This window comes from Streptomyces sp. HNM0575, assembly GCF_012726265.1.
Lineage (GTDB): Bacteria > Actinomycetota > Actinomycetes > Streptomycetales > Streptomycetaceae > Streptomyces.
Window position 1 is genome coordinate 87,344 of record NZ_JAASAG010000013.1, and the last position, 23,579, is coordinate 110,922.

Here is a 23,579-nt window from a genome sequence, read left to right on the forward strand (position 1 = left end):
CAGGACTCTCATTCCGTACCCGCCCCCGTTCGGTTCGCGGCCTCGGGGCGCTGGCGAGACGAGGGGTCCGGGGCTTCCGACGCGTCCCGCGCACCCGACGCGTCCGGCGCACCCGACGTGCCCGGCGTGCCAGGCGTGCCCGGGAGGGCGAGCGTGCGCCACCACGTCGCGCCGTAGAGCATGGTGAGTGCCGCCGTCGCCGCGGTGCTCCGCCCGGCCGCGCGGCCCCGCGGCAGTGCGCTGGGGATCTGGGCGGCGTGCACCACGACGCTGAGGAAGGCGTCGATCCACCAAAGCGCCGTCAGCACCGCCGAGTCGAACGGCCGCACCGCTCCGAGCAGCAGATAGGCCCAGCCCACCAGTGGGACGGCCCGCAGAATCCGCTGCCGCCGGCGGTCGCCGCCGCGGTCGAGCCGCTTCTCCGCCCAACGGGCCAGCTGCTCGCGGCCGATCTTCGCGTTGTGCCGCGCGTCGACGGGGAACGACGGGTGCCGCAGGAAGTCCTGCACGAGACGGGTCTGCGGCTGCCCCGCCGCAAGCTGCCGCAGTTCGGGAACGAGCGTGCGCCACCGCTGCCGGGTCACTCCGGGCTCGGTCTCCACGCAGAGCACGGGCCGCTGCGCGCCAGCCGCCCCGGTGCCCACCAGCGCGGTGCGCCGGACGAGCGGGTGGGCGTTGAACACCCCCTCGCAGCGGACGGTGTGGAGGTCGCCTCCGGCGCCGGTTACGCGCTGGGTCCTGCGCCCGCAGAACCACAGCCGGCCCTCGCCGTCCAGGCGGCCCAGGTCGCCGGTGCGGTGCCAGACCCTCAACGGGCCGCCGTCCTCGGGGAGTTCGTGGATCTTGTGCTGCGCGTCGGCGTCCGGGGAGGCGTGGTAGCGGCGGCTGACCGCGTCCCCGGCCACGGCGATCTCCCCGACCCCGCCCGGCTCGACGGCCGGCGCGGCCTCCCAGCTCGCGATCGGCTCGTCGGTGGTCCCGATGATGCGGACGTCGACGCCGGGTACGGGCCGTCCCACGCAGGTGCCCTCGCCCAGCGCCGCCGACTGGGCCGTCTCCTCCAGCACTTCGGCGGACTCGATGGAGGTGATCGGCAGCGCCTCCGTGGCGCCGTACGTCGTGTGGATCCGGGCCTCGCCGTCGAGGACGGTACGCAGCACGCCGACGAGTTCCGCGGGTACGGGGGCGCCGCCGGATACGACGCAGCGCAGCGCCGGCAACTCGGTGCGGTGCCGCAGGAGGTGCTCGCCGACCACCCGCAGCAGCGCCGGGGAGGCGAACATGGTGGACACCTCGAACCGCGCCAGCGCCGCCACGACCGGACCCGGATCGACGGCGGCCACGCTGGCGGGCTTCACCGGTGCCACGACGAGGGTGGAGCCGAAGACCAGGTCGAGGATGCCGTAGAGGGGAAGCGTCACCAGCGACACCTCCTCCGCGCTGCGCCGGTGCGCGGCCTCGATGCCGCGGGCCATCGCGGCGGCCATCCGGTGGGTGTACTCAACGCCCTTGGCCGGGCCGGTGCTGCCCGTGGTGAACCCGATCATGAGGAGGTCGTCGCCGCAGGGCGCCGGCGCGGGCGGTTCGTGCCCGTGCGGTGCCGTCCCGCGGCGTATCGCGTCCAGAGTGTGGCCGCCCCAGAACCAGCGGCGCCCCAGGGTCACCCGGATCCGCACACCGGCGAAGGCACGGCGGCCGAGGACCCGCACGGCGTGGGCGGCGGGCGGCCCGATGAAGGCCTCCGCGCCCACGGTTCGGTAGCAGTGCAGCATCCGCCGTACGCCCATGCCGGGATCGACCACGACGGGCACGGCACCGATGCGGAACAGCGCGAAGGCGAGAGCGAACAGGTCCGGTCCGGGTGCCGCCATGAGAACGGTCCTGGTGCCGGGGCCGAGGCCGGCGCGGAGGAATCCGTCCGCCAACTCCTCGACGCGTGACTGGAGTTCGCCGTAGCTCAGCTCCCGGTAGCGGACGCCGCCGTCGCCGTCGCCGCCGTCGGGGTGGATGATCGCGGTCTTGCCGGGGTGTGCACGGGCGTTGTGCTCCAGGTACCGGGCGATGTTCGGGTCCGTACCCGTGCGGTGCTCGGTCAGGGTGAGCATGACTGCGCGCTCACCGTCCCTGCGGGCGGTAGCTCACGCACGCGGCGCTCGGCCCCGCGCCCGCCGCGACGAAGAGCAACTGCTCGTAGCCGTCGAGCAGTCCGCTCTCCAGAGCGCTCAGGTATCCGAGGACCGGCGCGGCGGTGTGCGGCTCGCCCGAGCCGTCCGGGCCGTCCGGGCCGTCCGGGCCGCTTCCGGGAGCGGCCGGTGCCAGGACGGACGCGGGGTCCGCACCCAGCCGCGCGGCCAGCCGTTCCGCGAAGTCCGGCGCCGGACGCGAGCAGACGACCATGGTGCGCGCCAGGTCGAGGCCGTGCTCCTCGGCGTACTCCCCGGCGGTGGCGGCGGCGAGGTCGAGGAGCCGCACCGCGCGGTCCGTGTCCTGCTCCACGGTGATCATCCGCCGGCCGCCGGTGCCCATCCCGCCCGTGTCGAGGTACCCGGTGGTTCCGGTCGGCCCCGGCCCGCTCCTCAGGTGCACCGGTCCGAAGCCGGCGTCCGGCTCGACGCTGCTCTCCAGCAGCAGCGCCCCGCCCAGATCCGCGTACGGATAGGCCGGGTCGTCGGCCGCCCGCCCTCCGGGGTGTACGTCGGCCGCGGTCACCAGCACCCGGTCGGTGCTGCCGTTGCTCAGGAGCGACTGGGCCAGCTGCACCGCGTTGAGCACACCGCAGGCGCCGTTCATCAGGTCGAAGGAGAAGCCGGCGCTCGGCAGCGGGTCGGCGAGGTAGTCCAGGTTGATGCCCGCCTCCTTCTGCACCATGGCCGCAAGGGCGGGCTCGAAGGTGTTGGACTCGCGGTAGACGCCCGCGTTGATCAGGACCCCGACGGAGCCGGGTGACAGCCCTGCCCCGGCCAGGGCGTCCCGCGCGGCCTGCCCGGCCAGCCGTACGGACGTGGCGGGGACGCCGGCGGACTGCGGCACCGCGATCGAGGCGGCGGTGATGACCGTTGCCATGGCTCACACCCCCATCGTGGAGATCGTCGCGGACAGGACCCCGGCGACCACTCCCGAAGCGGCGGGCACCAGAAGGAACTTGGCGCCCTGGCGGGCGGTGCCGGCCCTCAAGTGCTGGCGCAGCACCAGGAGATGGGAGGTCGACGCGGTGTTGCCGAGCTCCTCGACGACCGACAGCGACTCCGGCATCTCCGTGCCGAAGACCGCCTCACCGGTCTGGTTCACGAACTCGACGAAGCGGGTGCCCACCTGGTGCTGGACGATGTAGTCGAACTTCTCGTCGGCGAACGTACGGCCCTGCTTGGCCAGCAACTCCCCGTGGAAGCTCGGCCAGAGCCTCAGCCGGTCCCGCTTGTGCATCTGCTTGTTGTCCGTGTAGAGGGCGATGCCCTCGGTCCGGTCGCTGGGCATGCCGATGCACAGGTGCGAGTACTCGGAGCAGGTCATCATCTCCACGTAGTGGATCCGGTCGGCCTCGTCCACCGACTCGTCGAGGACGACGGCCGCGGCCGCGTCGCCCACCGACAGGGAGGCGAACTGCGGGTCGTAGGAGTCGGCGATCTCGGCCGCCGCGGTCCCGGCCACGCGGGTGGCCTGCTCGCCGCTGACCACCATGCCGTTGCGCACCGCACCGGAGCGGATCAGCTGGTCCAGCAGGTACACGCCGGTCAGCATCCCGGCGCAGGCGTTGGAGACGTCGAAGTGGATCGCCTTGCGCGCACCGAGTTCGTCGGCCAGCATCCGCGCGAAGGAGGGCTCGAACGTGAACCGGTCGCCGTCGCGGAAGCGCGTGATGGACGCGGAGATGACGACGTCCAGGTCGGCGGCCTCGTAGCGGGAGCCGGCGAGACAGTCCCGCGCGGCCCGCAGAGCCAGACCGTAGGAGTCCTCACCCGCTTCGGGCCGGGGGTCGTGCACCCTCCGCTCGGCCACGCCGGTTATCCGTTGCAGGTCGAAATCCTGCGCCCCGGACACCTGGGCGACCAGCTCCTCGGTCGTCTGCACCGTCGGCGGCAGATATGCGCCGAGCGCCTCGAAGCGACTGTTCCTGCCGGCCTTCTCCATGACTCCCCTTGTGGTTCTGCCCTGTCGCGGATCCGGCGGAGCAGGCACACCACGTGGTCCGCGCGCGGGCGCTCCTGCCGCGACTCCGCCGGGACGCGCGGTGCGTCGCACGAGCGCCCGCAGGCGCGGCACTTCCCGGTGGTGTCCCCGCGGGGGCACACGCCCCGTTCGCGGCAGGAGGACTGCTGGTACAAGCGGAGGCGGCGTCAGCGGCGCACTCCGCCGATGCCACTGCTGGGAGGGCTCCCCCGCCCTCCGGTGCGGCATCGGGGTTCACCGTATCCACACCGTGCGTCCGTGAATGTGTCCTCATCGCGAATATGATGGTGATCACTCCCGGGCGGCGAATGCGTGCGGACGGTGTTAACTCCCCGCTTCACAGGGCACGTTGGCCGGGATGTGACGAAGCCGGTGCATGTCCCCTCTCCATGGCGGGTCCGTGAGCGACCCCGAGCGGGATGTGGTTCCGTCTCAACTTCCGTGAAGCGCACGGTCGGTGACGGCCGGCGCCGGATCGGTCTCGGTGAAGTGTCGCCGCCTCCCAGGTCGCCCCCGTACTCCGTAGGCGCCCAGGCCTCAGCTCGCTAGGCTTTCGGGGTGTTCATCGTGATGTTCATCTGACGGTCCTGGGTCTCTCCCGCCCAGGTTCTGATCCGTTGAGGGTGCGGTCTGTCATGCCCTCCGGACCCCGGTAACCGTCAGACTTCGCGGCCGCGCGTACGACGCCGGTCGCACATCATCGGAGCTTCTTCGTGCTCGCAGTGCTTCTGCTTCCTGGCGCGCTTCGCGCCTTCCTCCCCGCCCTGATCGCCCGGTCCGCCCTCGCGATGGGCAGTCTCGCTCTCCTCCTCGCCGTCCAGGACAGCACGGGTTCGTACACACAAGCCGGCCTCGCAACAACGGCGTTCGGCATAGCCAACGTCATCGCCGCCCCCCGGCGCGCACGGGCCGTCGATCGATTCGGCCAACGGATCGTGCTCACCACCCTGGCGTCAGGCCAAGCCTCAGGGTTCATCGCGCTCGCGCTCATCGCCGAAGCGGAGGGAGTCGCCGATAGCTGGTTCCTCATACTCAGCGCCCTGGTCGGCCTGACGTCGCCACCCCTGGGTGCGGCGATGCGAATGATCTGGGCCTCGCTCACGACGGCCGGCGACCAGCGAACAAGAGCATTCAGCATCGACGCAGTCTGCGAAGAGCTCCTCTTCGTCGGTGGCCCCGTCATCATCACCGCGGTCATCGTGGCAAGTTCTCCCAGCATCGGGCTCTGGGTGACCGCGGCAACCGTCTCCCTCGGCACCGCAACGATGACGTCCAGCGCGTCGTCGAGGGCGCTTCGCGGCACAGGAGGCGGCATCACACGAGGTGACCGCCCCCTGCAACAGCCAGGTTTCGCAAGGGTATTGATCGTCCTCCTGGGCGTCGGTGGTGTACTGGGCGTCGCCGAGATCGCAGCGCCGGCGATCGCCAAGCAACATGACGCCGTCGCAGCTTCAGGCTGGCTCCTGGCGGCCTTCGCCGGCGGAAGCGCTCTCGGAGGGCTTCTCTACGGGCAGTTGAACCTCAAGTCCGGCATCGGCAGGAGACTCTTCACCCTGTGCGTCAGCATGGCGCTCGCCGCGGTACTCGCATCCCGACCGGACACACTCGGACTCTTCGCCGCGGGCATCGCACTCGTCGGCCTGTTCCTCGCTCCGTCTCTCATCACCGGGTACCTCATCGCCGACACCATCGTTCCGGAAACCAGCCGGACCGAAGCGTCGACATGGATCACCACCTCGGTAAACCTCGGCGCCGCGCTGACGCCGGCAGCAGCCGGATTCGTCATCGACATCTCCGGTGCCGAGCTCGCCCTTCTGCTCGCCGGCGCGATCGCCCTCACGCTCGCCGCAGCTGTGCCCTTCACACGGCTGCGCACCATCGAGCCGCGCCCGGTCCACGCTCCCGATCGCAACGAGCACAGCTGATGGGACGCCGGGTCTCGACGTCCACGAGGACCGTGCCGTAGTGGCGGCCCTTGCGCGCGGCGTACTCGTCGACACCGAGACCGACCGCGGCCAAGGTCGAACGCAGACGCACAGGCACCGGTCGTGACCGCCGCCGCGGCCACGACCGGTGCCTGCCGACTCGTGGGTGGAGTCAGGTGGGACTCAGGTCACTCCGTGATCTGGAGCAGCTTGTTCGTGGTGCCCTCGCCGGGGTCGCTGATCTTGTCGGCCGCCGCCGCGTCGCCCAGCGCGGTGGCCACCTCCTGCGCGGACGCGTCCGGGTGGGTGCCCAGGTAGACGGCCGCGGCGCCCGCGACGTGCGGGGTGGCCTGCGAGGTGCCGGAGTAGGTCTGCGTGGCGTCGTCGGAGCCGTTGGACGCCGAGACGATGTCCACACCCGGAGCGAACAGGTCCACGACGCTGCCGAAGTTGGAGAAGTACGCACGGGCGTCGGCGTTGTCGCTCGCCCCTACGGTGAGCGCTTCCTCGACGCGGGCCGGTGAGGTCTGGCCGGCGTCGCTGCTCTCGTTCCCGGCGGCCACGGCGACGGTCACTCCGGAGGAGATCGCTTTGCGCACGGCCGTGTCGATGGCCTCGTCGGCGCCGCCGCCCAGGCTGAGGTTGGCCACGGAGGGTCCCTCGTGGTGCTCGGTCACCCAGTCGATGCCCGCGACGACTTGCTCCGTGGTACCGGATCCCTGGTCGTTCAGCACGCGGACGCCGACGACCTCGGCCTTCTTGGCCACTCCGTGATCCGCTCCGGCCAGCGTCCCCGCCACGTGCGTACCGTGACCGTGCCCGTCGTCCGCCTCGTCGTCGCCGTCGACCGCGTCGTAGCCGTAGGAGGCGCGGCCCCCGAAGTCCTGGTGGCTGATGCGGACTCCGGTGTCGATGACATAGGCGGTGGTGCCCTCGCCGGCGCTGTCCGGGTAGCTGTACTTCCCGTCCAGCGGAAGGTCCGGCTGGTCGACCCGGTCAAGGCCCCAGGACGGGGGATCGGCCTGGTCGCCGTCGATCGTGAACTTCTTGCTCTGCACGACCTTGTCGACGGCCGGGTCGGCGGCCAGCTTCCTGGCCTCGCTCCCGCTCAGGCCGCGGGCCGAGAAGCCGTTGACGGACGTGAAGTTGCGCTTGAAGGTGCCGCCGTACTCGGTGGCGAGGTCGCTCTTGCCGGCCTTGCCGGTCTTCGCGTCCAGCAGCACGACGAAGTCGCCGTCGATCGCGTCGGGCGCGTTCGCGCCGTAGACCTTTCCCTGAGCCGGTGCGGCCGCGGCCGGGGCGGCCGCCACCGTGACTCCCGCCGTCAGGACGAGCGCGGTGGTTATCGCCGCCGTGAACGTGCGCTTGCTGAATCTTCTGGACTCGGACATGAAAAGGGGTCTCCTCATTCTGTGGTCGAGGTGACGCGTCGTCACCTTTCCCCGGCCGGTGAACTCCGCGGCCCGGTGGACGAGATGGTTCCCCCAGCGGCGGTGCGGTTCGACGGATGTACGCAGTCATGACGAGAGCGCCAACTTCGCGCAATGGAAAGACCGGCGAATACGGCGACAAGGGGCATACGTGCTCCTGCCGGGTTCACGCTTCCGGCACATGTCCGCAACGGCAGGCCGCGCGGCCGGCACCGGAGGCGGACGGCCCGACTGCCCCCGGGCGGACGGCCGTTGAGGCAACCGCACCCCGCACCCGCTCGCACCGGTCCGCGTTGCGCGCCGGTTGCGCGCGGACCAAAGGGGTGTTGCGGTCACGCTGCGGTCAACGGCACGCTCTTGACCGGGAGTTTTGCGCCTCATTAGCGTCGTCGGCATGCGTATACCGCTCATGTGGAGGCGCGTCGTCGACCTCCGGCGCGTCGCCTCCTCCCTCTGTCGCTGACGTCCCCGGTGGACGTGTGCCCGCTCGCCTCCCGACCCGTCCGTGCCACGGTCCGGGGCCCTCGCGGAGGCCGGCGGCAGGCGGTGCGGGAGTGAACTCCGGTGCGGCGTACGGCACTTGCGGCGTACGGCACTTGCGGCGTACGGCACTTGCGCGTACCCCTGCGCAACTCCCGCTGCGCCGGGCCCTGCCCACTCCCCCGCACCCGCCCTTTTCCCCGCACCGCGGCCACGGCGCCGCGGCCTGCTCACAGACACCCGTGCGACGAGAGCATGGAACCGGCGTGATACGTACCGAACACCTCAGCAAGACCTTCTTCACCGGCGGGACCGGTCACCGCGTCCTGGAGGACGTCGACCTGGAGATAGCCCCGGGCACCATCGGCGCCGTCGTCGGACCGAGCGGTGCGGGCAAGAGCACGCTCGCGCGCTGCGTGAACCTGCTGGAACGCCCCACCGGCGGCCGAGTCCACATCGCCGGAGTCGACGTGACGGACATGCGCGAAGGCGAGTTGCGCCGCGCACGCAGGGCCATCGGGACCGTGTTCCAGTCGCCCAACCTGCTGCACCGGCGTACCGCCGCCGAGAACGTGGCGCTGCCGCTGCGCTATCTCGGGGTGACCGAACGGCAGCAGAAGGAGCGCGTACACGAGCTGCTGGAGAGGGTCGGCATCGCGGACAAGGCCGGGCACTATCCGCGCCAGCTGTCCGGCGGGCAGCGCCAGCGGGTCGGCATCGCACGGGCGCTGGCGCTGCGGCCCAAGGTGCTGCTGTCCGACGAGGCGACCTCCGGGCTCGACCCCGGGACGACGAATTCGGTGCTGAGGCTGCTGCGCGAACTCAGCGACGACCTCGGGCTGGCGGTGCTGCTGATCACCCACGAGATGGACGTCGTACGGGAGATCGCGGACACGGCGGCGCTGCTGCACGCCGGACGCGTCGTGGACTCCGGTGAGGTCGGCGCGCTCGTCTCCGACGCCCACTCCGTGCTGGGCAACGCGCTGCTCCCCGACCGCCCCGCCGTCCCCGGCACCGCCAGCGGCACCGACGGCGGCACCGACGGCGGTACGGCGCACACCGTGTGGCGGCTCACGTACGAGGCCGCCGACACCCCGCCGGACTGGCTCACCTCCCTCGGCTCCCGGCACGGCCTCTCGGTGGGGCTGTTGTCGGCGACCGTCGAGGGGATCGCGGGACGCGCGGCCGGACGCGCCGTCGTCACGGTGCCCAGCCAGGACGCCCCCGCCCTCCTGCGCGCGCTGCACGGCTGGGGCATCCAGGCCGAGGAACGGCCGCTGCGGGAGGCGAACGACCGTACCGCGCCGGAGAGTTCGAACGCCGCCGGTTCGGACGCCGCCGGTTCGGACGCCGCCGATCGGCGGCAGGCCGTGGAGGCGGGCGCATGAGCGCCTCGGCGCAGGTCGCCGGCACGCCGCTCGCGGCCGGGCGCCCCCTGAACGAGCTGTGGCCGCTGCTGTTCCCCGCGATCGGCGAGACCCTTCAGATGGTCGGCGTCGTGATGTTCGTCGTCGTACTCGCCGGAACGCCCCTCGGCGTGCTGCTGCACAACACCGCGCCGAGCGGGCTGCTCCCGCGGCCGACGCTGCACGCCGTGCTCAGCTGGGCCGTCAGCCTCGGACGGTCGCTGCCGTTCGTGATCCTCATGGCGGCGATCATCCCGCTGACCCGCCTCGTCGCCGGAACGACGATCGGGGTGGCGGCTGCGATCGTGCCGATGTCGCTGGCCGGTACGCCGTACTTCGCGCGGCTGGTGGAGACGGCGCTGCGCGACGTGCCGCCGGAGGCGGCCGACGCGGGCCGCGCGGCGGGCGGTTCGCGCCTTCAGGTGGTCACGTCCGTGCAGCTGTCGGAGGCGCTGCCCGCGCTGGTGGGCGGTCTGACCATCGCCGTCGTCGGCATGCTCGAATTCTCCGCCATCGCCGGGACCATCGGCGCCGGCGGTATCGGCTACCTCGCCATCTCCTACGGCTACGAACGCTTCGACGGCACCGTCATGACCGCGACGATCGTGACGCTCATCGTGCTGGTGCAGCTCATCCAGCTCACCGGCGACCGCCTGGTACGGCGCCTCAGCCACTGACGTCCTGACGTCCCGGCCCCGGCCGGGCCGCCTCCGCCGCGCCACCCCGGCCGGGCCGCCTCAGCCGAGCCACCTCCGCCGCCCCACTCGCCACCCCGACTCCCCGCCCCTCCGGCCTCCGCCCCTCCGGCCTCCGCCCCTCGGCACTCGCACTCGCACTCGCACTCACTCGCACTCGCACCCCGACGAGGACACCCATGTCTTTCTCACACGACCACGGATTCGACCTCCGCGACCGGCGGCGGCGCAGGCTCGCCCTCACCGCCGTCGCCGTGATCACCGTTGCACTGGCGAGCGGTTGGGCCGTCGTCCGGCTCACTGACGACTCGGCCCGCAAACCGCTCGGCCGGACCCTGAAGGTCGGCTACAACCAGGGCAGCATCCCGCAGAGCGCGATCGTGAAGTACGTCGCGCGCGAGACCGACAAGGCGCACGGCATCCGCGTCGTGCCCGTGCCCGTCAACGACGCCAACCAGGTCAACGGCTCGACGGCCGACGGCGACCTGGCGGCCAACATCACCCAGCACGCCCAGTGGCTGAAGGTCATCGTCGCCAACGAGGGCTACGAAGTGAAGGCCGTCGAGCCGCTGTTCACGCAGTCCTTCGCCGTCTACTCCCGCAAGTACGACAGCCTGCGCGACCTCCCCCGCGGCGCCACCGTCACCATCCCCAACGATCCGTCCAACCAGTCCCAGGCCCTGCTCGTCCTGAAGAAGGCCGGGCTCGTCCGGATCGACAAGGACGTCGACCCGCTGAAGGCCCAGATCGACGACGTCAGCGAGAACCCGAAGCGGCTGCGGTGGCACCAGGTCGGCCTGGACGCCATCTCACGCTCCATCACGGACGTGGACGCGGCGGTCAACTACGCGTACAAGTTCCGCGTCGCCAAGATCCCGGAGAAGCAGCGGATCCTGCTGGCGAAACCCGACGAACGCTTCGCCATCCAGCTCGTCACCGCCGGCGCGCACGCCCGGGACGACTCGGTCACACGGCTGCGGAAGGCGTTCACCGACAAGAAGGTCGACGACTTCATCGCCCGCGACCTCGACGAGGAGACCCGCCCGGCCCGGCACACGACCGGCACACACCACGAGGAGGCCTCCCGGTGAGCGCCCCGCGACGCGACCGCAGGCTGCACCTCAACGTCAACGTGCTCCAGTCCGGCCTGTTCAACAGCGCCTGGCGCGCACCCGACGGCGACCCGCACGCCGCGTTCTCGGTGGAGCACTACATCGTCGCCGCACGCATCGCCGAGGCCTCCAAGCTCGACGCGCTCTTCCTCGCCGACACCCCCGTGCTCGGCCCCGACATCCGGCAGCGTCCGGAGTACGCGCTCGAACCCACCGTGATCCTCGGGGCGGTGGCCGCGCGCACCAGCAGGATCGGTCTCATCGGCACCGTGTCCAGCACGTACAACGAGCCCTACGACATCGCCCGAAGGTTCGCCGCCCTCGACCATCTCAGCCGCGGCCGCGCCGGACTCAACGTCGTCACCACGGCGGGCCCCGCACCGGCCCGCAACTTCGGCCTCGACCGGGAACCGGAGCGCGCCGAACGCTACCGGCGCGCGGGCGAGTTCACCGAGGTCGTGACCGGGCTCTTCGACAGCTGGGAGGACGGCGCGCTGGTCGGCGACGCGGCGGGACGGCGCTTCGCCGACATCGCCCGTATCCACGCCGTCGACCACGAAGGCGAGTTCTTCCGGGTGCGGGGCCCGCTCAACACACCCCGCCCGCCGCAGGGCCGGCCCGTCCTCGTGCAGGCCGGCGGATCGGCCGGCGGCAGGGAACTCGCGGCCGGGCACGCCGAGGCCGTCTTCAGCGCGGCCCAGACGCTCGAAGAGGCGCACACCTACGCGTCCGCGCTGCGCGCACGCGCCGGCGAACTGGGACGCGACCCCGAACGGCTGCTGGTGCTGCCGGGGCTGTCCACCGTCGTCGCGGGTTCCCGGGACGAGGCGCTGGAGCGCTGGCACCGGCTTACCTCCCTCGTGCCGCTCGACCTGGGTTTGAGCAGGCTCGCCGGGATGCTGGGCCTGGACCCGGCCGACCTCGACCCCGACAAGGAGCTGCCCTGGCACCTGCTGGGCCCCGTTGAGGAACAGCGCGCCTCGCACGGCTTCTACGCCACCGCCACGGCACTGGCCCGCCGGGAGAAGCTCACGCCACGCCAGCTCATCGGGAGGCTCGGCGGCAGCTCGGGCCACCGGCTGATCGTCGGCGGCCCCGAGGAGGTGGCCGACAGCATCGAGGAGTGGTTCACCACGGGCGCAGCCGACGGCTTCAACCTGATGCCGGACGTGGTGCCTTCGGGGCTGACGGCCTTCTGCGAACACGTGCTTCCGGAGCTGCGCAGGCGCGGTCTGTTCCGCAGGGACTACGAAGGCCACACGCTGCGCGAGCACTTCGGCCTCGACCGGCCGCCCCGCCGGGAGCGCACCGGCCGTTCCGTGCCGCCCACGGCGGTCGCCTGATGTCCGCGCGCACCTTGAGCCTCCTGGTCAACGTCACGGGCGTCGGCCACCATCCGGGGGCCTGGACGCTGCCGGGGCTCGCGCCCGACTCGTACGTCGATCCGGCGCACCACGCCGAGGTCGCCCGCATCGCCGAACGCGGCGCCCTGGACGGGCTGTTGCTCGCGGACATCCCCGCGCTCGCGGACGGCGTCGCCGACGGCCCCGGGCAGGCGCTCGAACCGTCGGTGCTGCTGTCGTACCTGTCGGCCTCGACGGAACGGATCGGGCTGGTCCTCACCGGCTCGACCAGCTTCAACGAGCCCTGGAACCTGGCCCGCCGGGTGCTCTCGCTCGACCACGCCTCGGGCGGTCGCGCCGGCTGGAACGCCGTGGCGACCTTCCTGCCGGAGGCCGCCCACAACTTCGGCCGCGACGCTGCGTACGAGCACGCCGACCGCTACCGCAGGGCGGACGAATTCATCGGCATCGTACGGAGGTTGTGGGACTCGTGGGAGGACGGCGCGCTGCTGGCCGACGTGGCAGGGGGCGAGTTCGCCGACCCCGCGCGCATCCGCCCGGCGGGCCACGACGGGGAGTTCTTCCATGTGGAGGGCGCGCTCAACCTGCCGCGGTCGCCCCAGGGACGTCCCGTGCAGGTGCAGGCGGGCGCGTCCGAGCGGGGAGCGGCCCTCGCCGGAAAGTGGGCGGAGGTCGTCTACGCGCCGCTGCTGGACGAGGCGGCGGCCCGCGAGTACCGCGTACGCCTGGACGACCACACACGCCGGTCGGAACGCAGCCTCGGCAGCATCCGGCTGCTGCCCGGCCTGGTCCCGGTGATCGGCAGCACCCGGGCGGAGGCGGAGGCCCGCTACGCCGGACTGGAGGCGAGGGTGAGGCCGGGCGCCGGCCAAGTCGCCCGCGCCGCACGGACGCTGGGCCTGGACCCGGACCTCACCGACCCCGACGCCCCGCTCACCGAGGCGCAGTTGTCGGGGCCGCCGCCGGACCGGCTGCCGACCGGCTTCTTCCACGCGCTGGCCGGAGCGGCCCGCCGGGACGGACTGTCGCTCGCCCAGCTGGCGGCGCGCTCCCTGGGGGGCCACCGCTCGGTCGTCGGCACCCCGGAGCAGATCGCCGACGACATCGTGAGGTGGTGGCGTGCGGGCCTCGTCGACGGTTTCACCCTGGTCCCCGACGCGCTTCCGGACGGCCTGGAGACGTTCGTGGACCACGTGATTCCGCTGCTGCGCGCTCAGGGAGCCGTACGCACCGGCTACGAAGGGACCACGCTGCGCGACCACTTGGGGCTGGCACACCCCGAACGCACCTAGACCGCGATCCGATCCGCAGGAGGCACCGCACGCCATGGCACACACCGCGCAACGGACCGCTGCCGGCAGCGGCAGCCCGGCCGCACCCGCACTGGACCGGCTGCTCGGCACGGTCCCCGCTCTCACCGAGCGGCTTGCGGCGGGAGCGGCGGCACGCGAGGCGGAACGCGAGGCGGAACGCGAACTGCCCTACGCCAGGGCGCAGTCGGTGCGGGAGAGCGGCCTGGGCGCGCTGCGCGTACCGCCCGGACACGGAGGGCCGGGCTCGGACCTGCGGACGCTCTTCCGGGTCCTCATCGACATCGCTGCGGCCGACTCCAACCTGGCGCAGGCGCTGCGCCCGCACTTCGGGTACGTGGAGCGGCTGATCAGCCGGGCCTCCGAGGAAGAGCGCCGCCGCTGGTTCGCCGAGGTCGTCTCGGGCGCGCTGTTCGGCAACGCCACGGGCGAGACGGACACCAAGCACCCCGGGGAGATCCGTACCCTGCTCTCGCGGTCGGCCGACGGCGGGGGCTACCGGCTGAACGGCACCAAGTTCTACAGCACCGGAAGCCTCTTCGCCGACTACGTCGTGGTCGCGGCGGTCGACGAACAAGAGCGCAGAGTACGGGTGTTGCTCCCCCGAGGACGCGAGGGGATGCGGCTGCTGGACGACTGGGACGGCATGGGCCAGCGGACCACGGCGAGCGGCACCACGCTGCTGGACGACGTACCGGTACGCGCCGACGAGGTCACCCGCGAACCCACCCAGCAGGAGCGCCGCACCCACATCGGCGCCTTCCACCAGCTCTATCTCGCGGCCGTGCAGGTCGGCATCGCGCGCGACGCGCTGCGCGACGCCGTCGCGTACGCCCGGCACACCGCCCGCGCGGTGCGGCATTCCGGAGTCGGGCACGCGGTGGACGACCCGCTCGTGCAGCACGCCGTCGGGGAGATCTCCGCCCTGGCCTTCGGTGCGGAGGCCACGGTGCTGCGGGCGGCCGAGAGCATCGATCAGGCGATCGCCACCGTGGCGGAGGACGAAGTGGCCGGTACGGAGGAGCAGTTGGGCTCGGCGTCCATCGACGTCGCACGGGCCCAGGTGATCGCCTCGCAGGCGGCGCTGCGCGCGGCGGAACGGCTCTACGACGTGGGCGGGGCCTCCGCCACGCGGCGGCGCCACAACTTCGACCGGCACTGGCGCAACGCCCGCACGCTCGCCAGCCACAATCCCGTACCGCACAAGGCGCGCGTGGTGGGCGACCACCTCCTCAACGGCGCGGGCCCGCCGTCGACCGGCTTCTTCTGACCGGTGACCGGTGACCGGTGAACGGTGAACGGTGAACGGTGAATGCAAGGCGGCCTCGACCACCGCCGGTCCACCGCCGATCCACCGCCGATCCACCGCCGGTCCGCGATTCTGGCCCGCGGACTCCGATCGCCGTTCACAAGACGGCCAGCAGCCGTCTCGCCTCGGTGCCGAGTCGGCTGGAGCCGCCGCGGGCCGTCACGGATCGAAGCTCCGGGATCGTCTCGCCGGGCCGTACGACTCCGGCCACCTCGACGCCCAGGGCGACCAGGTCGGCGAGGCGCTGAGGGGCGCGCTCGACGGCGGGCGGCAGGGCGCGCGGCAGTGCCGCCGCGATCACCTCCCACACCTGCCGCCACGCGCCCGCCCGGGCGAGATCGTGCAGGGCGGGCACGATCCGGTTCAGCGGCAGACCGTGGTCGCCGATCTCCCGGCCGAGGGCCGCCCAGTCGAACCCGCCGCGGGCGGCGAGCGTGAGCAAGGCGTCGACGGCGCAGACGCGGTCCGCCTGTTCGCGGGCGGCCAGGCCGTAGGCGGACACGAGGGTCATCGCCGGTCCGGCGGGACCGTCGGCCTCGGCGAGGAGCGGCAGCAGATGACCGAGGCCGCGGCCCGTGGCCGACAGCGGGGCGATCTCCGGGAGCAGATGGGCGGCGGCGATCTCCCTGTGCGCGGGAAGCATCGCGGGCCAGCACGGCAGCCAGATGCTGCCGTAGGCGTTCCAACGCCGTGGCGCGGGCAGGTTCGTCAGGTCCGCGGCGATCGATGTCGCGTGCGGCGAGGCGGTCAGGACCATCCGGGTCCGGCGGTGCTCGGTGAACATCTCGCTGAACGCCTGCTGCTCCCGGCGGCTCTCGGGCGTGGGCAGTCCACCGGTCTCGATCCACTCGGCCAGCCGCCCGCCCGCGGCCGTGCCGAGACGGCGCGCACCGGCGGCGATGCCGCTGTCGGCCTCGCGCGGCAGGCGAAGCAGGGCCAGTTCGAAGTCGTACGGCCACGGCTCCCAGTCCTCGCGGGCCGCGCGTGCGACCCGCGCCAGCAGTTCCGCGGGGTCGATCAGCCCGGTCGCGGTGGTCGGGGCGGCCATGAGCAGCGGCCGGGGGGCGTGGTCGAGACCGAGGGCGATCTCGAACAGGCGCAGTCCGAGGACCGGTTGGGGGCCGGTGCCGATGCGGCCGGGGGTGAACTGCCGCCGGGCCGGCTTCCACCTCTGCTCCACGCCTTCGGGCATCCGTGCGGGAACGATGGCGGCCCCGGCGATCGGCGCGACCATGTTGAACCCGCGGGGCCACCGGTCCTGGGGCTCCTGGTCCAGCCCCGGCGATATGCCGTAGCGCTTGACGACCGGTGCGAGGGCCGCGTGCACGGCCGTCCGGTCCTCGGCGGCGAAGGCGACCAGCGCCGCGAGCACCCGCTCCAGCGCGACCGGATCGACAGCGAAGGAGGAGCCCGCGAACAACGCGGCCAGTTCCTCGGCCAGTTCGCCGGGGGAGGCGATCGCATCCGGTGGAGGCGGCGGCTCCCAGGCGGGCGGCGCGCTCGCCGCCGGCTCGGCGGCGGCGGTCGAGCCGAACGCCTCGCAGGCCCGTGCCCGCAGGTCGGCCGGGAGCGCGGAGGCGGCATCGGCCAGCTCGGAGTGCGCGTCGGCGGTGGCGTGCTTGATCGCCAGTGTGAGCGCCCGCTGTTGCAGGTCGGCGGCTTCCTGCGTGAACGCCGTGGCCACGACCCGTGCGACCTGTCCGCCGTGGCCACGCCGCGCTGCGCGGTCAAGCCACGCCAGCTGGCTCCGGACGAGCTTCTTCTCGCTGCGCGACAGCACCGCGCGGCTGACGGCGAGCAACGTATCGAGCTCCAGCCGTCCCGCCTCGTCGAGGCGCCGCAGTTCGCTTTGTGCCGTGGCGGCGACGGTGGAGTGGGAGCCGGGGAGCAGCGCGGCGTAGTCGCCCGTACGGGCCGCCAGTTCGTCGAGGCCGGGTGCCATGGCGTCGTGGACGTGCAGGATGTTGCGCATGTGGGTGGGGCCTCCGCCGCGCTGCAACGCACCGAGGCAGGCGTCCAGCAGCGCGGCCCGGTCGACCTCGCCGTCCGCCGCGAGCGCGGCGAGCGCGTCGAACGTGGAGTGCCGGGAGCCGGAAAGCAGCTCTGCGTAGTGGCTCGTGCGAGCCGCCACGTCGTCGGCGCCGGGAGCGACGGCGGCGTGTACGCGCAGGAAGCCGCGCATGTCGAAGAAGTGCCAGTCGCGCTGCAACGCGCCTGAGCAGGCCTCCAGCAGTACCGCCCGATCGACCACGCCGTCCGCGGCGAACGCGGCCAGCGCCTCCGGCCACGCATGAGTGGCGCACAAATCTCGAAGCTCGGCTTCTTCGCGGCTGTTGAGCCTGGGGCGCTCGATGGTGGGGACCAGGCCCGGCCATCCGTCACCGGCGAATACGCCGCTCATCTCCTCCACTTCGAAGAGGCGCGGGAGCACGGCGGCGTATCTCGGATGCTCGCGGAGATCGGTGATCACCTCGGCCCGCTCGGCACGCGTCCTCACCGTGCCGGGAAAGAAGGCGAAGATCAGGAGCTGTACGGCTCGCGCGAACCCCTTGAGATCCGGTCCCGTCCCCTGCGCGCGCTCGTTCGGCGGCTCGCCCCTCATCGGCTTCCTCCCCGGACGATCTCCACGGCGAGCACGTGCTTGCACTTTCCGCGGCTTCCCCGGTACTTCGCCCACCAGGGGCAGGTGCACGACGGCTCCGGCGAGAAGCGCACCCGCTGCTGCCCGACGTTCGCGGTGTCGCCGTCCATGCGTACGTCACCGGCGGCCACCAGCGCCCGGGCGTTGACGAGCCGCGGATTCAGCGCCTCGGCGAGCGCGGAGTCGTAGGGCAGTTCGCGATGGAAGTAGCCCGCCTCCGCCAGGTCGTACCCGACCCTGCCGCCGGTGCCCAGCCGGGTCAGCGCGGCTCGGACGCGGCGTGGCGGCAGGCCCGACCGGTCGGCGAGCAGGTCGACCTCCACCCGCGGCTCGAAGGCGAGCAGCGCACCGATCAGGTCCGCGTCGGACTCCTCGCCGGTCAGCGAATCGAGCACCGCGCCCTCGCCGGAGAACCCGCGGCGCACCTCCGGGGAGAGCGCCACGGTCAGGCGCATGCCGGGCAGTTCGAACTCCCAGGCGCTCGCGCACGGTCGGGCACCCGGACGGACCGGCGGGCCGTACGCGCGCAGCGCCCGTACGAACGGCAGGAGCGGAGCCAGAGCCTTCAGGCGCTCCGGGCCCGCCAGACAGACCGCACCCGGCACCGGCCGCGAGGACAGCCGCAGCGAGTGGCCCGCCGGGACTGCCCACTGGGCGCCACCCGCCCCCGACTTGGCGGGCAGGGCCCGGAGGAACCGTGCGGCCTCGGCCGACGGCAGCTCGGCTCTCGGATCGAAGTCAGCGGTGATCACCTGCACTTCGGCGAACCCGCGCAGCCAGCGCTGCGGCAGCGGGACCTTCTTCTCCACGACGGCGCCGTCCCGGGTCGTCACCGTCAACTCCTCCGGTCCTACGGCGAGATGGAGCGGATCCGCGCCGCCGACGCGGGCCAGCGCCCGGCGCAGCGGCTCGTTGACGTCGACGTTGGTCGTGCCCCGGTCGTGCACCTCGCCGTCGAGCACGCCGGAGAGCACATCGAGCCGGGCGTAGACACCGCAGCAGGCGGAGAACGACTCGAACCGCAACCGGTCCCCGTCGCAGGTCACCACCGGGTCGCGGGCCTCCTCCGGGACGGGCAGGAAGCAGCGGGTGCGCGCCACTTCGGCGACCGCTGACAGCCCCGCCGCGGCCGGTGCCGCTTCCGTGAGGAAGCCGGTGAAGAAACGAGGGTGCGCGGCGGGCCCGGGCCGGGTGAGCGCGCTCCCCCCGGACGTCTCCAGAGCGAGCCGGCCACCCGTCAGCCGTGATGGGCGCAGATACGTGCAGGACTGCTCCGTCATGCCGGGGACCATATGACGCGGCTCTGACAGTCCGGCGGCGTTCACGCGATCCCGGCGAACGCGCGCAGGCGGCACAGCGACCCCGCCAACTGCCGCCGCCCGGTGTGGTCCTGCGGTGCTAGCGTCGTGCCATGGATGAGGAACGTGTCGAGTTCCGTGCAGGGCGCGACAACTACGGACTGGCGAGATGGGTCGCCGGCCTGGTTCAGGAGCGCGAGCAACGCGCGGACGGGCTGTGGCTGAAGATCCTGCCGGTCTGTTCCGCCTCGGATGAGGACGCGCAGTGGGTGCAGCAGAAGGATGTGCGCAGCGCGATCGGCTCCTCCTGACTGCTCGTCGGCGAAGCCGTAGAGCTCTGCGCTGAGCGGTCCTGTGCGTGCTCCCCCTGAGCGGTTCGCTCAACTACATTGGACGATCTTCCACATGGGGGCTCGGATGCCGCAGATCGCGCTGTCGTCAGGACCGATCGACTATCAGGACACCGGCGGCGACGGACCCGTGCTGATCTTCTGCCACGGAATGCCGATGAACGAGACGCAGTGGCGCAAGGTCGTACCCCTGCTGAACGGATATCGCTGCATCCTGCCCACGCTGCCCCTGGGCGGACACCGCCGGCCGATGAACGCGGACGCCGATCTGTCCCAGCGCGGCATCGCACTGCTCGTGGGCGAATTCATCGAACGTCTCGGCCTCGATTCCGTGACCCTCGTCCTCAACGACTGGGGCGGTGCCCAATTCCTCGTGTCGGAAGGGAAGTTCCAGCGGGTCGCCCGCCTGGTGCTGGTGGCCTGCGAGGCGTTCGACAACTTTCCCCCGGGCCCCGCCAAAGCGCTGGCCGGAGTGTGCAGGATCCCCGGTGGCGTCCGGCTCCTGACACGCCTCATGCGCATCCCGGCGTTCCGGAACAACCGCAACGGATACGGCGGGATGAGCCTGCGCGGAATCCCGGACGAGATCCTGGACGACTGGTTCGCCCCCGCGACCCGGAGCAAGGCCATCCGCAGGGACTTCGCCAAGTTCGCCACCTCGACGCCCAAGCGGGAGACTCTGCTGGCCTGGAGCGAGCGACTGCGTGACTTCGACCGCCCCGTACTGGTCGTCTGGGCCACCGAGGACAGACTCATGCCGCGAGAGCACGGCCACCGGCTGGCCGAACTGTACCCCCGGGGCCGGTTGGTCGAGATCGCCGACTCCTCCACCCTCGTCCCCGAGGACCAGCCCGAACGACTCGCCCAGGTGCTCACCGACTTCCTGACCGAGACCGGAGCGGAGCCGGTGCGAGAGGCCGGCTGAGTCCCGGTTCAAGATGGCCGTACACCGCACGAGGGCTCTACTCCCGTGGGCGTATTCGCGGCTCAGCCCGCCGGGGGTGGTCATCTGCGCTGTATGCGGAGCAGCCTTGGGGGATGGACTCACTGCATGCCGCAGTCGTCGGCCTGACCGACGTCTGCGTCCTGATCTTCCTCGTGGCCTGGATCGCCGGCGCCGTCTACTTCGGCGTGAAGAGCAGAAACGGACTGAGCGGCTGGACGCGCGGTCTGCGCCGGACCCTGCTCATCCGGCTGGCGCTGATCGCAGCCGTCTACGCGTTCCTGCGGCTGGGCGGGCGCGTTCCCGATTCCTTCTGGCAGCACATCCAGTACTGGCAGCCCGAACTCGCCGTCCTGGGCGCCCTGCTCGCACTCGCCTCCACCGGCCTGCTGCTGTGGGCCCGCTGGTCCCTGGGCACCATGTGGGCCAGCGTCCCCATGGTCCAGGACCACCACGAACTGCGTACCGACGGCCCGTACGGGCTCGTCCGCCACCCCATCTACACCGGCCTGCTCGGCCTGATCACCGGCGGCATGCTGGCCGGCGGCTTCGGCATCTGGATCCTCTACCTGGCGGTCGCAACCCCCTGGCTGCTGCGCCGGGTCCGGGTCGAAGACGGCATGATGGCCGGTCAGTTCGGCGCCTCGTACGAGGCCTATCGCGCCCGCGTCCCCGCGCTGATCCCCTGGACCCGCCCCGCGCCGAACGGCCCCCGCAGTGCCGGCGAAGGGCATTGACCTCAACCTGAGTTGAAGTCCTAGGTTTCCCCCATGGACGACACCGACTCCGCTCCCTCCGCTCCCTCGGCTCACTCCGCCGACGACACCGACGACACCGACGAGCAGAGGATCCGCGAGCTGGTCGCGCGGTCCCAAGAGGCGCAGAACGACCCGGACGCGCTGCCCGCGCTGCACACCGCGGACTCGGTGATCGTCAACCTGGCCGGGCGGCGTCTCTTCGGCCGTGCGGCTTTCGCTTCGGCCATGGCCCAAGCGCTCTCTTCACCGCTCAAGGACGTCCGGACCTCGCTGGAGATCGACGACATCCGGTTCACCACCCCGGACGTCGCTGTCGTCAGCCTCACCAAGACCGTCCACGACGAACGGTCCGAAGCGGAGGGGCCGTCCGAGCTGCCCTCGGTCGGTGCCATGACCTACGTCGTGACCCGTCAGGGCGACGACTGGCGCATCGCCCTGGCCCAGACGACACCGGTCCGCTGAGCGGCGACCGCGCCGACCGAACCCGGGAAAGCCGGCCCGGCGGACGTACGGCCCGCCACGCAGACGGTGCCGTTACCACGACTCGCAAGCGCTAGCGTCAGGTCCGTGATCGTATGGCTCAACGGCACCCATGGCGCGGGCAAGACGACGACGAGTGCGCTCGTGCAGCAACTGATCCCGGATTCACGAGTGTTCGACGCCGAGAAGGTCGGCGAGACACTCATGGACATCACCCCGGGGCTTCCCGAGACGGGCAACTTCCAGCACTGGCCGCCGTGGCGGCCGCTCGTCGTCGAGACCGCCCGTCACGTACTCGACTACACCGGCGGCACTCTGGTGATGCCCATGACCGTCCTGGTCGAGCAGTACTGGCGCGAGATCAGCACGGGCCTTGCCCAACACGGCATCCCGGTACGCCACTTCGTCCTCCACGCCGACCAGGACACCCTCCGCGCGCGCATCGCGGGCGACACCGTCCTCGGCCCCGACTCCCCGTTCCGTCTCGGGTATCTGGAGCCCTACGCCGAGGCGGCCCGCACGTGGCTGCACGGCCAGGCCGAGGTCGTCGACACCACGCACCTCACCCCCGCCCAGGCCGCTCTCCGGATCGCAGAGGCCGTCAACACGACCGCGCCAACCGCGATGTCCGAAGAGCCCGCAGCCACGGTCCAAGGGGTCTCGCGTCCGGGCCCCTCACGTGCCCGACCCACGGGCAAGTAGCGGGGAAGCGCGTCAGCTCCCTCCGCCCCGCACCGTGATCACTTCAGGCCGAGGATCGAGGTCAACTTCCGCACCAGGCCTTAGCGGTGACCTCCACCACCGCCACCCTGGGAACCGCCACCGCCTTGGGAACCAGCGCCGCCTTGGCTGCCGCCGCCCTGGGGACCACCGCCACCACCTTGCTGACCACCGCCGCCTTGGGGACCACCGGCGCCTTGGGGGCCGCCACCACCTTGCTGGCCGCCGCCGCCCTGGGGACCGCCACCACCCTGGGGACCACCAGCGCCCTGGCTACCGCCCTGATGACCACCGGCGCCTTGCTGACCGCCGCCACCCTGGGGACCACCACCCTGGGGACCGCCACCGCCTTGCTGGCCGCCGCCGCCCTGGGGACCGCCACCACCCTGCTGGCCGCCGCCGCCCTGATGACCGCCCGCGCCCTGCTGACCGCCCTGATGACCACCGCCACCAAAACCGCCACCTTGGTGGCCACCGCCACCGAAGCCACCGCTCTGATGACCGCCCGCGCCCTGCTGACCGCCCTGATGACCACCGCCACCAAAACCGCCACCTTGGTGGCCACCGCCACCGAAGCCACCGGCCTGATGACCACCGGCACCTTGATGACCGGCACCACCCTGGTGACCGCCACCAAAGCCACCGCCCTGGTGACCGACGGCGCCCTGGTGACCGCCACCGAAGCCACCACCCTGATGACCACCGGCACCCTGCTGACCGCCCAGATGACCACCGCCACCAAAGCCACCGCCCTGGTGACCGGCGGCGCCCTGGCTACCGCCACCTCCCTGCGGGCCGCCGTGCTGGCCGCCGCGACCATGGCTGCCACCCTTGTCGAGCAGGCCGCCGACGTGGCCCAGCAGCCTGTCCAATCCGTGGCCCTGGTTCGACGAACTACCTCCGCCGCCCTTCGGCGGAGCGCCACCGCCATGATCCGGCGGGGCACCGCCACCACCGTTGTCCGGCGGGGTACCGCCGCCACCCTGATCGGGCGGAGCACCGCCCCCACCGTGATCCGGCGGGGCACCGCCACCACCGTTGTCCGGCGGCGCACCGCCCCCACCCTGATCCGGCGGGGCACCGCCCCCACCGTTGTCCGGAGGCACACCCCCGCCGTTACTCGGCGGCAGACCCCCACCGTCACCCGGCGGCACACCTCCACCCCCGTCCGACGGGGGCAGCGGTGAGGGC

The 23,579-nt window shown here is 72.1% G+C and carries 17 protein-coding genes and 2 pseudogenes; 13 read left to right on the forward strand and 6 right to left on the reverse strand.

Features of this window, described 5'->3' with window-relative positions; all coding sequences use genetic code 11:
* Nucleotides 1-8 precede the first annotated feature (8 nt).
* From HCC61_RS26930 to HCC61_RS26940, 3 genes are read right to left on the reverse strand one after another with little or no spacing between them, the layout of a single operon-like run.
* Complete coding sequence (locus HCC61_RS26930) at nt 9-2,105, reverse strand: fatty acid CoA ligase family protein (protein WP_240969322.1); 2,097 nt, start codon at nt 2,103-2,105, stop codon at nt 9-11.
* 10 nt (nt 2,106-2,115) lie between these two features.
* Complete coding sequence (locus HCC61_RS26935; protein WP_169139810.1) at nt 2,116-3,063, reverse strand: hypothetical protein; 948 nt, start codon at nt 3,061-3,063, stop codon at nt 2,116-2,118.
* Between the two features lie 3 nt (nt 3,064-3,066).
* Entirely contained in the window at nt 3,067-4,128 is a 1,062-nt protein-coding gene (locus HCC61_RS26940; RefSeq protein WP_169139812.1) for a 3-oxoacyl-[acyl-carrier-protein] synthase III C-terminal domain-containing protein, read from the reverse strand.
* 827 nt (nt 4,129-4,955) lie between these two features.
* Here HCC61_RS26940 and HCC61_RS31585 point away from each other — a divergent pair.
* Nucleotides 4,956-6,047 (forward strand): annotated as a pseudogene (locus HCC61_RS31585) (MFS transporter); the annotation flags it as partial.
* 233 nt (nt 6,048-6,280) lie between these two features.
* On the opposite strand, the gene HCC61_RS26950 reads toward HCC61_RS31585, so the two are convergent.
* The gene (locus HCC61_RS26950; protein ID WP_169139816.1) at nt 6,281-7,483 is read right to left on the reverse strand and encodes a S8 family peptidase; all 1,203 of its coding nucleotides are present in this window, start codon (nt 7,481-7,483) and stop codon (nt 6,281-6,283) included.
* A gap of 785 nt (nt 7,484-8,268) precedes the next feature.
* Here HCC61_RS26950 and HCC61_RS31010 point away from each other — a divergent pair.
* From HCC61_RS31010 to HCC61_RS26980, 6 genes are all read left to right on the forward strand, one after another.
* Nucleotides 8,269-9,390 carry a methionine ABC transporter ATP-binding protein gene (locus HCC61_RS31010; protein ID WP_346777406.1) on the forward strand — a complete coding sequence of 374 codons (1,122 nt, stop codon included), beginning with the start codon at nt 8,269-8,271 and terminating at the stop codon, nt 9,388-9,390.
* Nucleotides 9,387-10,085 (forward strand): methionine ABC transporter permease, encoded by a 699-nt coding sequence (locus HCC61_RS26960; RefSeq protein ID WP_169139818.1) that lies wholly within the window; start codon nt 9,387-9,389, stop codon nt 10,083-10,085. The genes HCC61_RS31010 and HCC61_RS26960 overlap by 4 nt, the downstream gene beginning before the upstream one ends.
* A 197-nt stretch (nt 10,086-10,282) precedes the next feature.
* Nucleotides 10,283-11,194 (forward strand): MetQ/NlpA family ABC transporter substrate-binding protein, encoded by a 912-nt coding sequence (locus tag HCC61_RS26965; RefSeq protein WP_169139820.1) that lies wholly within the window; start codon nt 10,283-10,285, stop codon nt 11,192-11,194.
* Nucleotides 11,191-12,558 carry an LLM class flavin-dependent oxidoreductase gene (locus tag HCC61_RS26970; protein ID WP_169139822.1) on the forward strand — a complete coding sequence of 456 codons (1,368 nt, stop codon included), beginning with the start codon at nt 11,191-11,193 and terminating at the stop codon, nt 12,556-12,558. Before HCC61_RS26965 ends, HCC61_RS26970 begins: the two co-directional genes overlap by 4 nt.
* Nucleotides 12,558-13,871 (forward strand): NtaA/DmoA family FMN-dependent monooxygenase, encoded by a 1,314-nt coding sequence (locus HCC61_RS26975; protein WP_169139824.1) that lies wholly within the window; start codon nt 12,558-12,560, stop codon nt 13,869-13,871. The genes HCC61_RS26970 and HCC61_RS26975 overlap by 1 nt, the downstream gene beginning before the upstream one ends.
* A gap of 34 nt (nt 13,872-13,905) precedes the next feature.
* Nucleotides 13,906-15,159 (forward strand): acyl-CoA dehydrogenase family protein, encoded by a 1,254-nt coding sequence (locus tag HCC61_RS26980; RefSeq protein WP_169139826.1) that lies wholly within the window; start codon nt 13,906-13,908, stop codon nt 15,157-15,159.
* A gap of 136 nt (nt 15,160-15,295) precedes the next feature.
* On the opposite strand, the gene HCC61_RS26985 is transcribed toward HCC61_RS26980, so the two are convergent.
* Entirely contained in the window at nt 15,296-17,800 is a 2,505-nt protein-coding gene (locus HCC61_RS26985; protein ID WP_169139828.1) for a DUF6493 family protein, read from the reverse strand.
* Nucleotides 17,797-19,119, reverse strand: a complete 1,323-nt coding sequence (locus HCC61_RS26990) for an SWIM zinc finger family protein (RefSeq protein WP_206323064.1) — start codon at nt 19,117-19,119, stop codon at nt 17,797-17,799. Before HCC61_RS26990 ends, HCC61_RS26985 begins: the two co-directional genes overlap by 4 nt.
* Nucleotides 19,120-19,250: 131 nt before the next feature.
* Here HCC61_RS26990 and HCC61_RS26995 point away from each other — a divergent pair, with 131 nt between their 5' ends.
* From HCC61_RS26995 to HCC61_RS31345, 6 genes and pseudogenes are all read left to right on the forward strand, one after another.
* Nucleotides 19,251-19,448, forward strand: coding sequence for a hypothetical protein (locus HCC61_RS26995; protein ID WP_169139832.1), 198 nt, complete (start codon nt 19,251-19,253; stop codon nt 19,446-19,448).
* Between the two features lie 106 nt (nt 19,449-19,554).
* Nucleotides 19,555-20,412: an alpha/beta hydrolase gene (locus HCC61_RS27000; RefSeq protein ID WP_169139953.1), complete on the forward strand. Its 858-nt coding sequence runs from the start codon at nt 19,555-19,557 to the stop codon at nt 20,410-20,412.
* A gap of 113 nt (nt 20,413-20,525) precedes the next feature.
* Entirely contained in the window at nt 20,526-21,167 is a 642-nt protein-coding gene (locus HCC61_RS27005) for an isoprenylcysteine carboxylmethyltransferase family protein (protein WP_169139834.1), read from the forward strand.
* A 33-nt stretch (nt 21,168-21,200) separates the two neighbouring features.
* Nucleotides 21,201-21,650 carry an SgcJ/EcaC family oxidoreductase gene (locus HCC61_RS27010; RefSeq protein WP_169139846.1) on the forward strand — a complete coding sequence of 150 codons (450 nt, stop codon included), beginning with the start codon at nt 21,201-21,203 and terminating at the stop codon, nt 21,648-21,650.
* A 105-nt stretch (nt 21,651-21,755) separates the two neighbouring features.
* Nucleotides 21,756-22,277, forward strand: a pseudogene (locus HCC61_RS27015) (AAA family ATPase); the annotation flags it as partial.
* Nucleotides 22,278-22,456: 179 nt separating this feature from the next.
* Entirely contained in the window at nt 22,457-23,575 is a 1,119-nt protein-coding gene (locus HCC61_RS31345; RefSeq protein ID WP_206323065.1) for a hypothetical protein, read from the forward strand.
* Nucleotides 23,576-23,579: the final 4 nt, after the last annotated feature.

Bases quoted from the DNA above. Each gene is read 5' to 3' on its own strand.
- HCC61_RS26935 (WP_169139810.1), bottom strand. From the start codon at position 3,063: ATGGCAACGGTCATCACCGCCGCCTCGATCGCGGTGCCGCAGTCCGCC.
- HCC61_RS26960 (WP_169139818.1), top strand. From the start codon at position 9,387: ATGAGCGCCTCGGCGCAGGTCGCCGGCACGCCGCTCGCGGCCGGGCGC.
- HCC61_RS26985 (WP_169139828.1), bottom strand. From the start codon at position 17,800: ATGAGGGGCGAGCCGCCGAACGAGCGCGCGCAGGGGACGGGACCGGAT.
- HCC61_RS26965 (WP_169139820.1), top strand. From the start codon at position 10,283: ATGTCTTTCTCACACGACCACGGATTCGACCTCCGCGACCGGCGGCGG.
- HCC61_RS26975 (WP_169139824.1), top strand. From the start codon at position 12,558: ATGTCCGCGCGCACCTTGAGCCTCCTGGTCAACGTCACGGGCGTCGGC.
- HCC61_RS26950 (WP_169139816.1), bottom strand. From the start codon at position 7,483: ATGTCCGAGTCCAGAAGATTCAGCAAGCGCACGTTCACGGCGGCGATA.
- HCC61_RS27010 (WP_169139846.1), top strand. From the start codon at position 21,201: ATGGACGACACCGACTCCGCTCCCTCCGCTCCCTCGGCTCACTCCGCC.
- HCC61_RS26995 (WP_169139832.1), top strand. From the start codon at position 19,251: ATGGATGAGGAACGTGTCGAGTTCCGTGCAGGGCGCGACAACTACGGA.
- HCC61_RS26990 (WP_206323064.1), bottom strand. From the start codon at position 19,119: ATGACGGAGCAGTCCTGCACGTATCTGCGCCCATCACGGCTGACGGGT.
- HCC61_RS26940 (WP_169139812.1), bottom strand. From the start codon at position 4,128: ATGGAGAAGGCCGGCAGGAACAGTCGCTTCGAGGCGCTCGGCGCATAT.
- HCC61_RS26980 (WP_169139826.1), top strand. From the start codon at position 13,906: ATGGCACACACCGCGCAACGGACCGCTGCCGGCAGCGGCAGCCCGGCC.
- HCC61_RS26930 (WP_240969322.1), bottom strand. From the start codon at position 2,105: ATGCTCACCCTGACCGAGCACCGCACGGGTACGGACCCGAACATCGCC.
- HCC61_RS27005 (WP_169139834.1), top strand. From the start codon at position 20,526: ATGGACTCACTGCATGCCGCAGTCGTCGGCCTGACCGACGTCTGCGTC.
- HCC61_RS27000 (WP_169139953.1), top strand. From the start codon at position 19,555: ATGCCGCAGATCGCGCTGTCGTCAGGACCGATCGACTATCAGGACACC.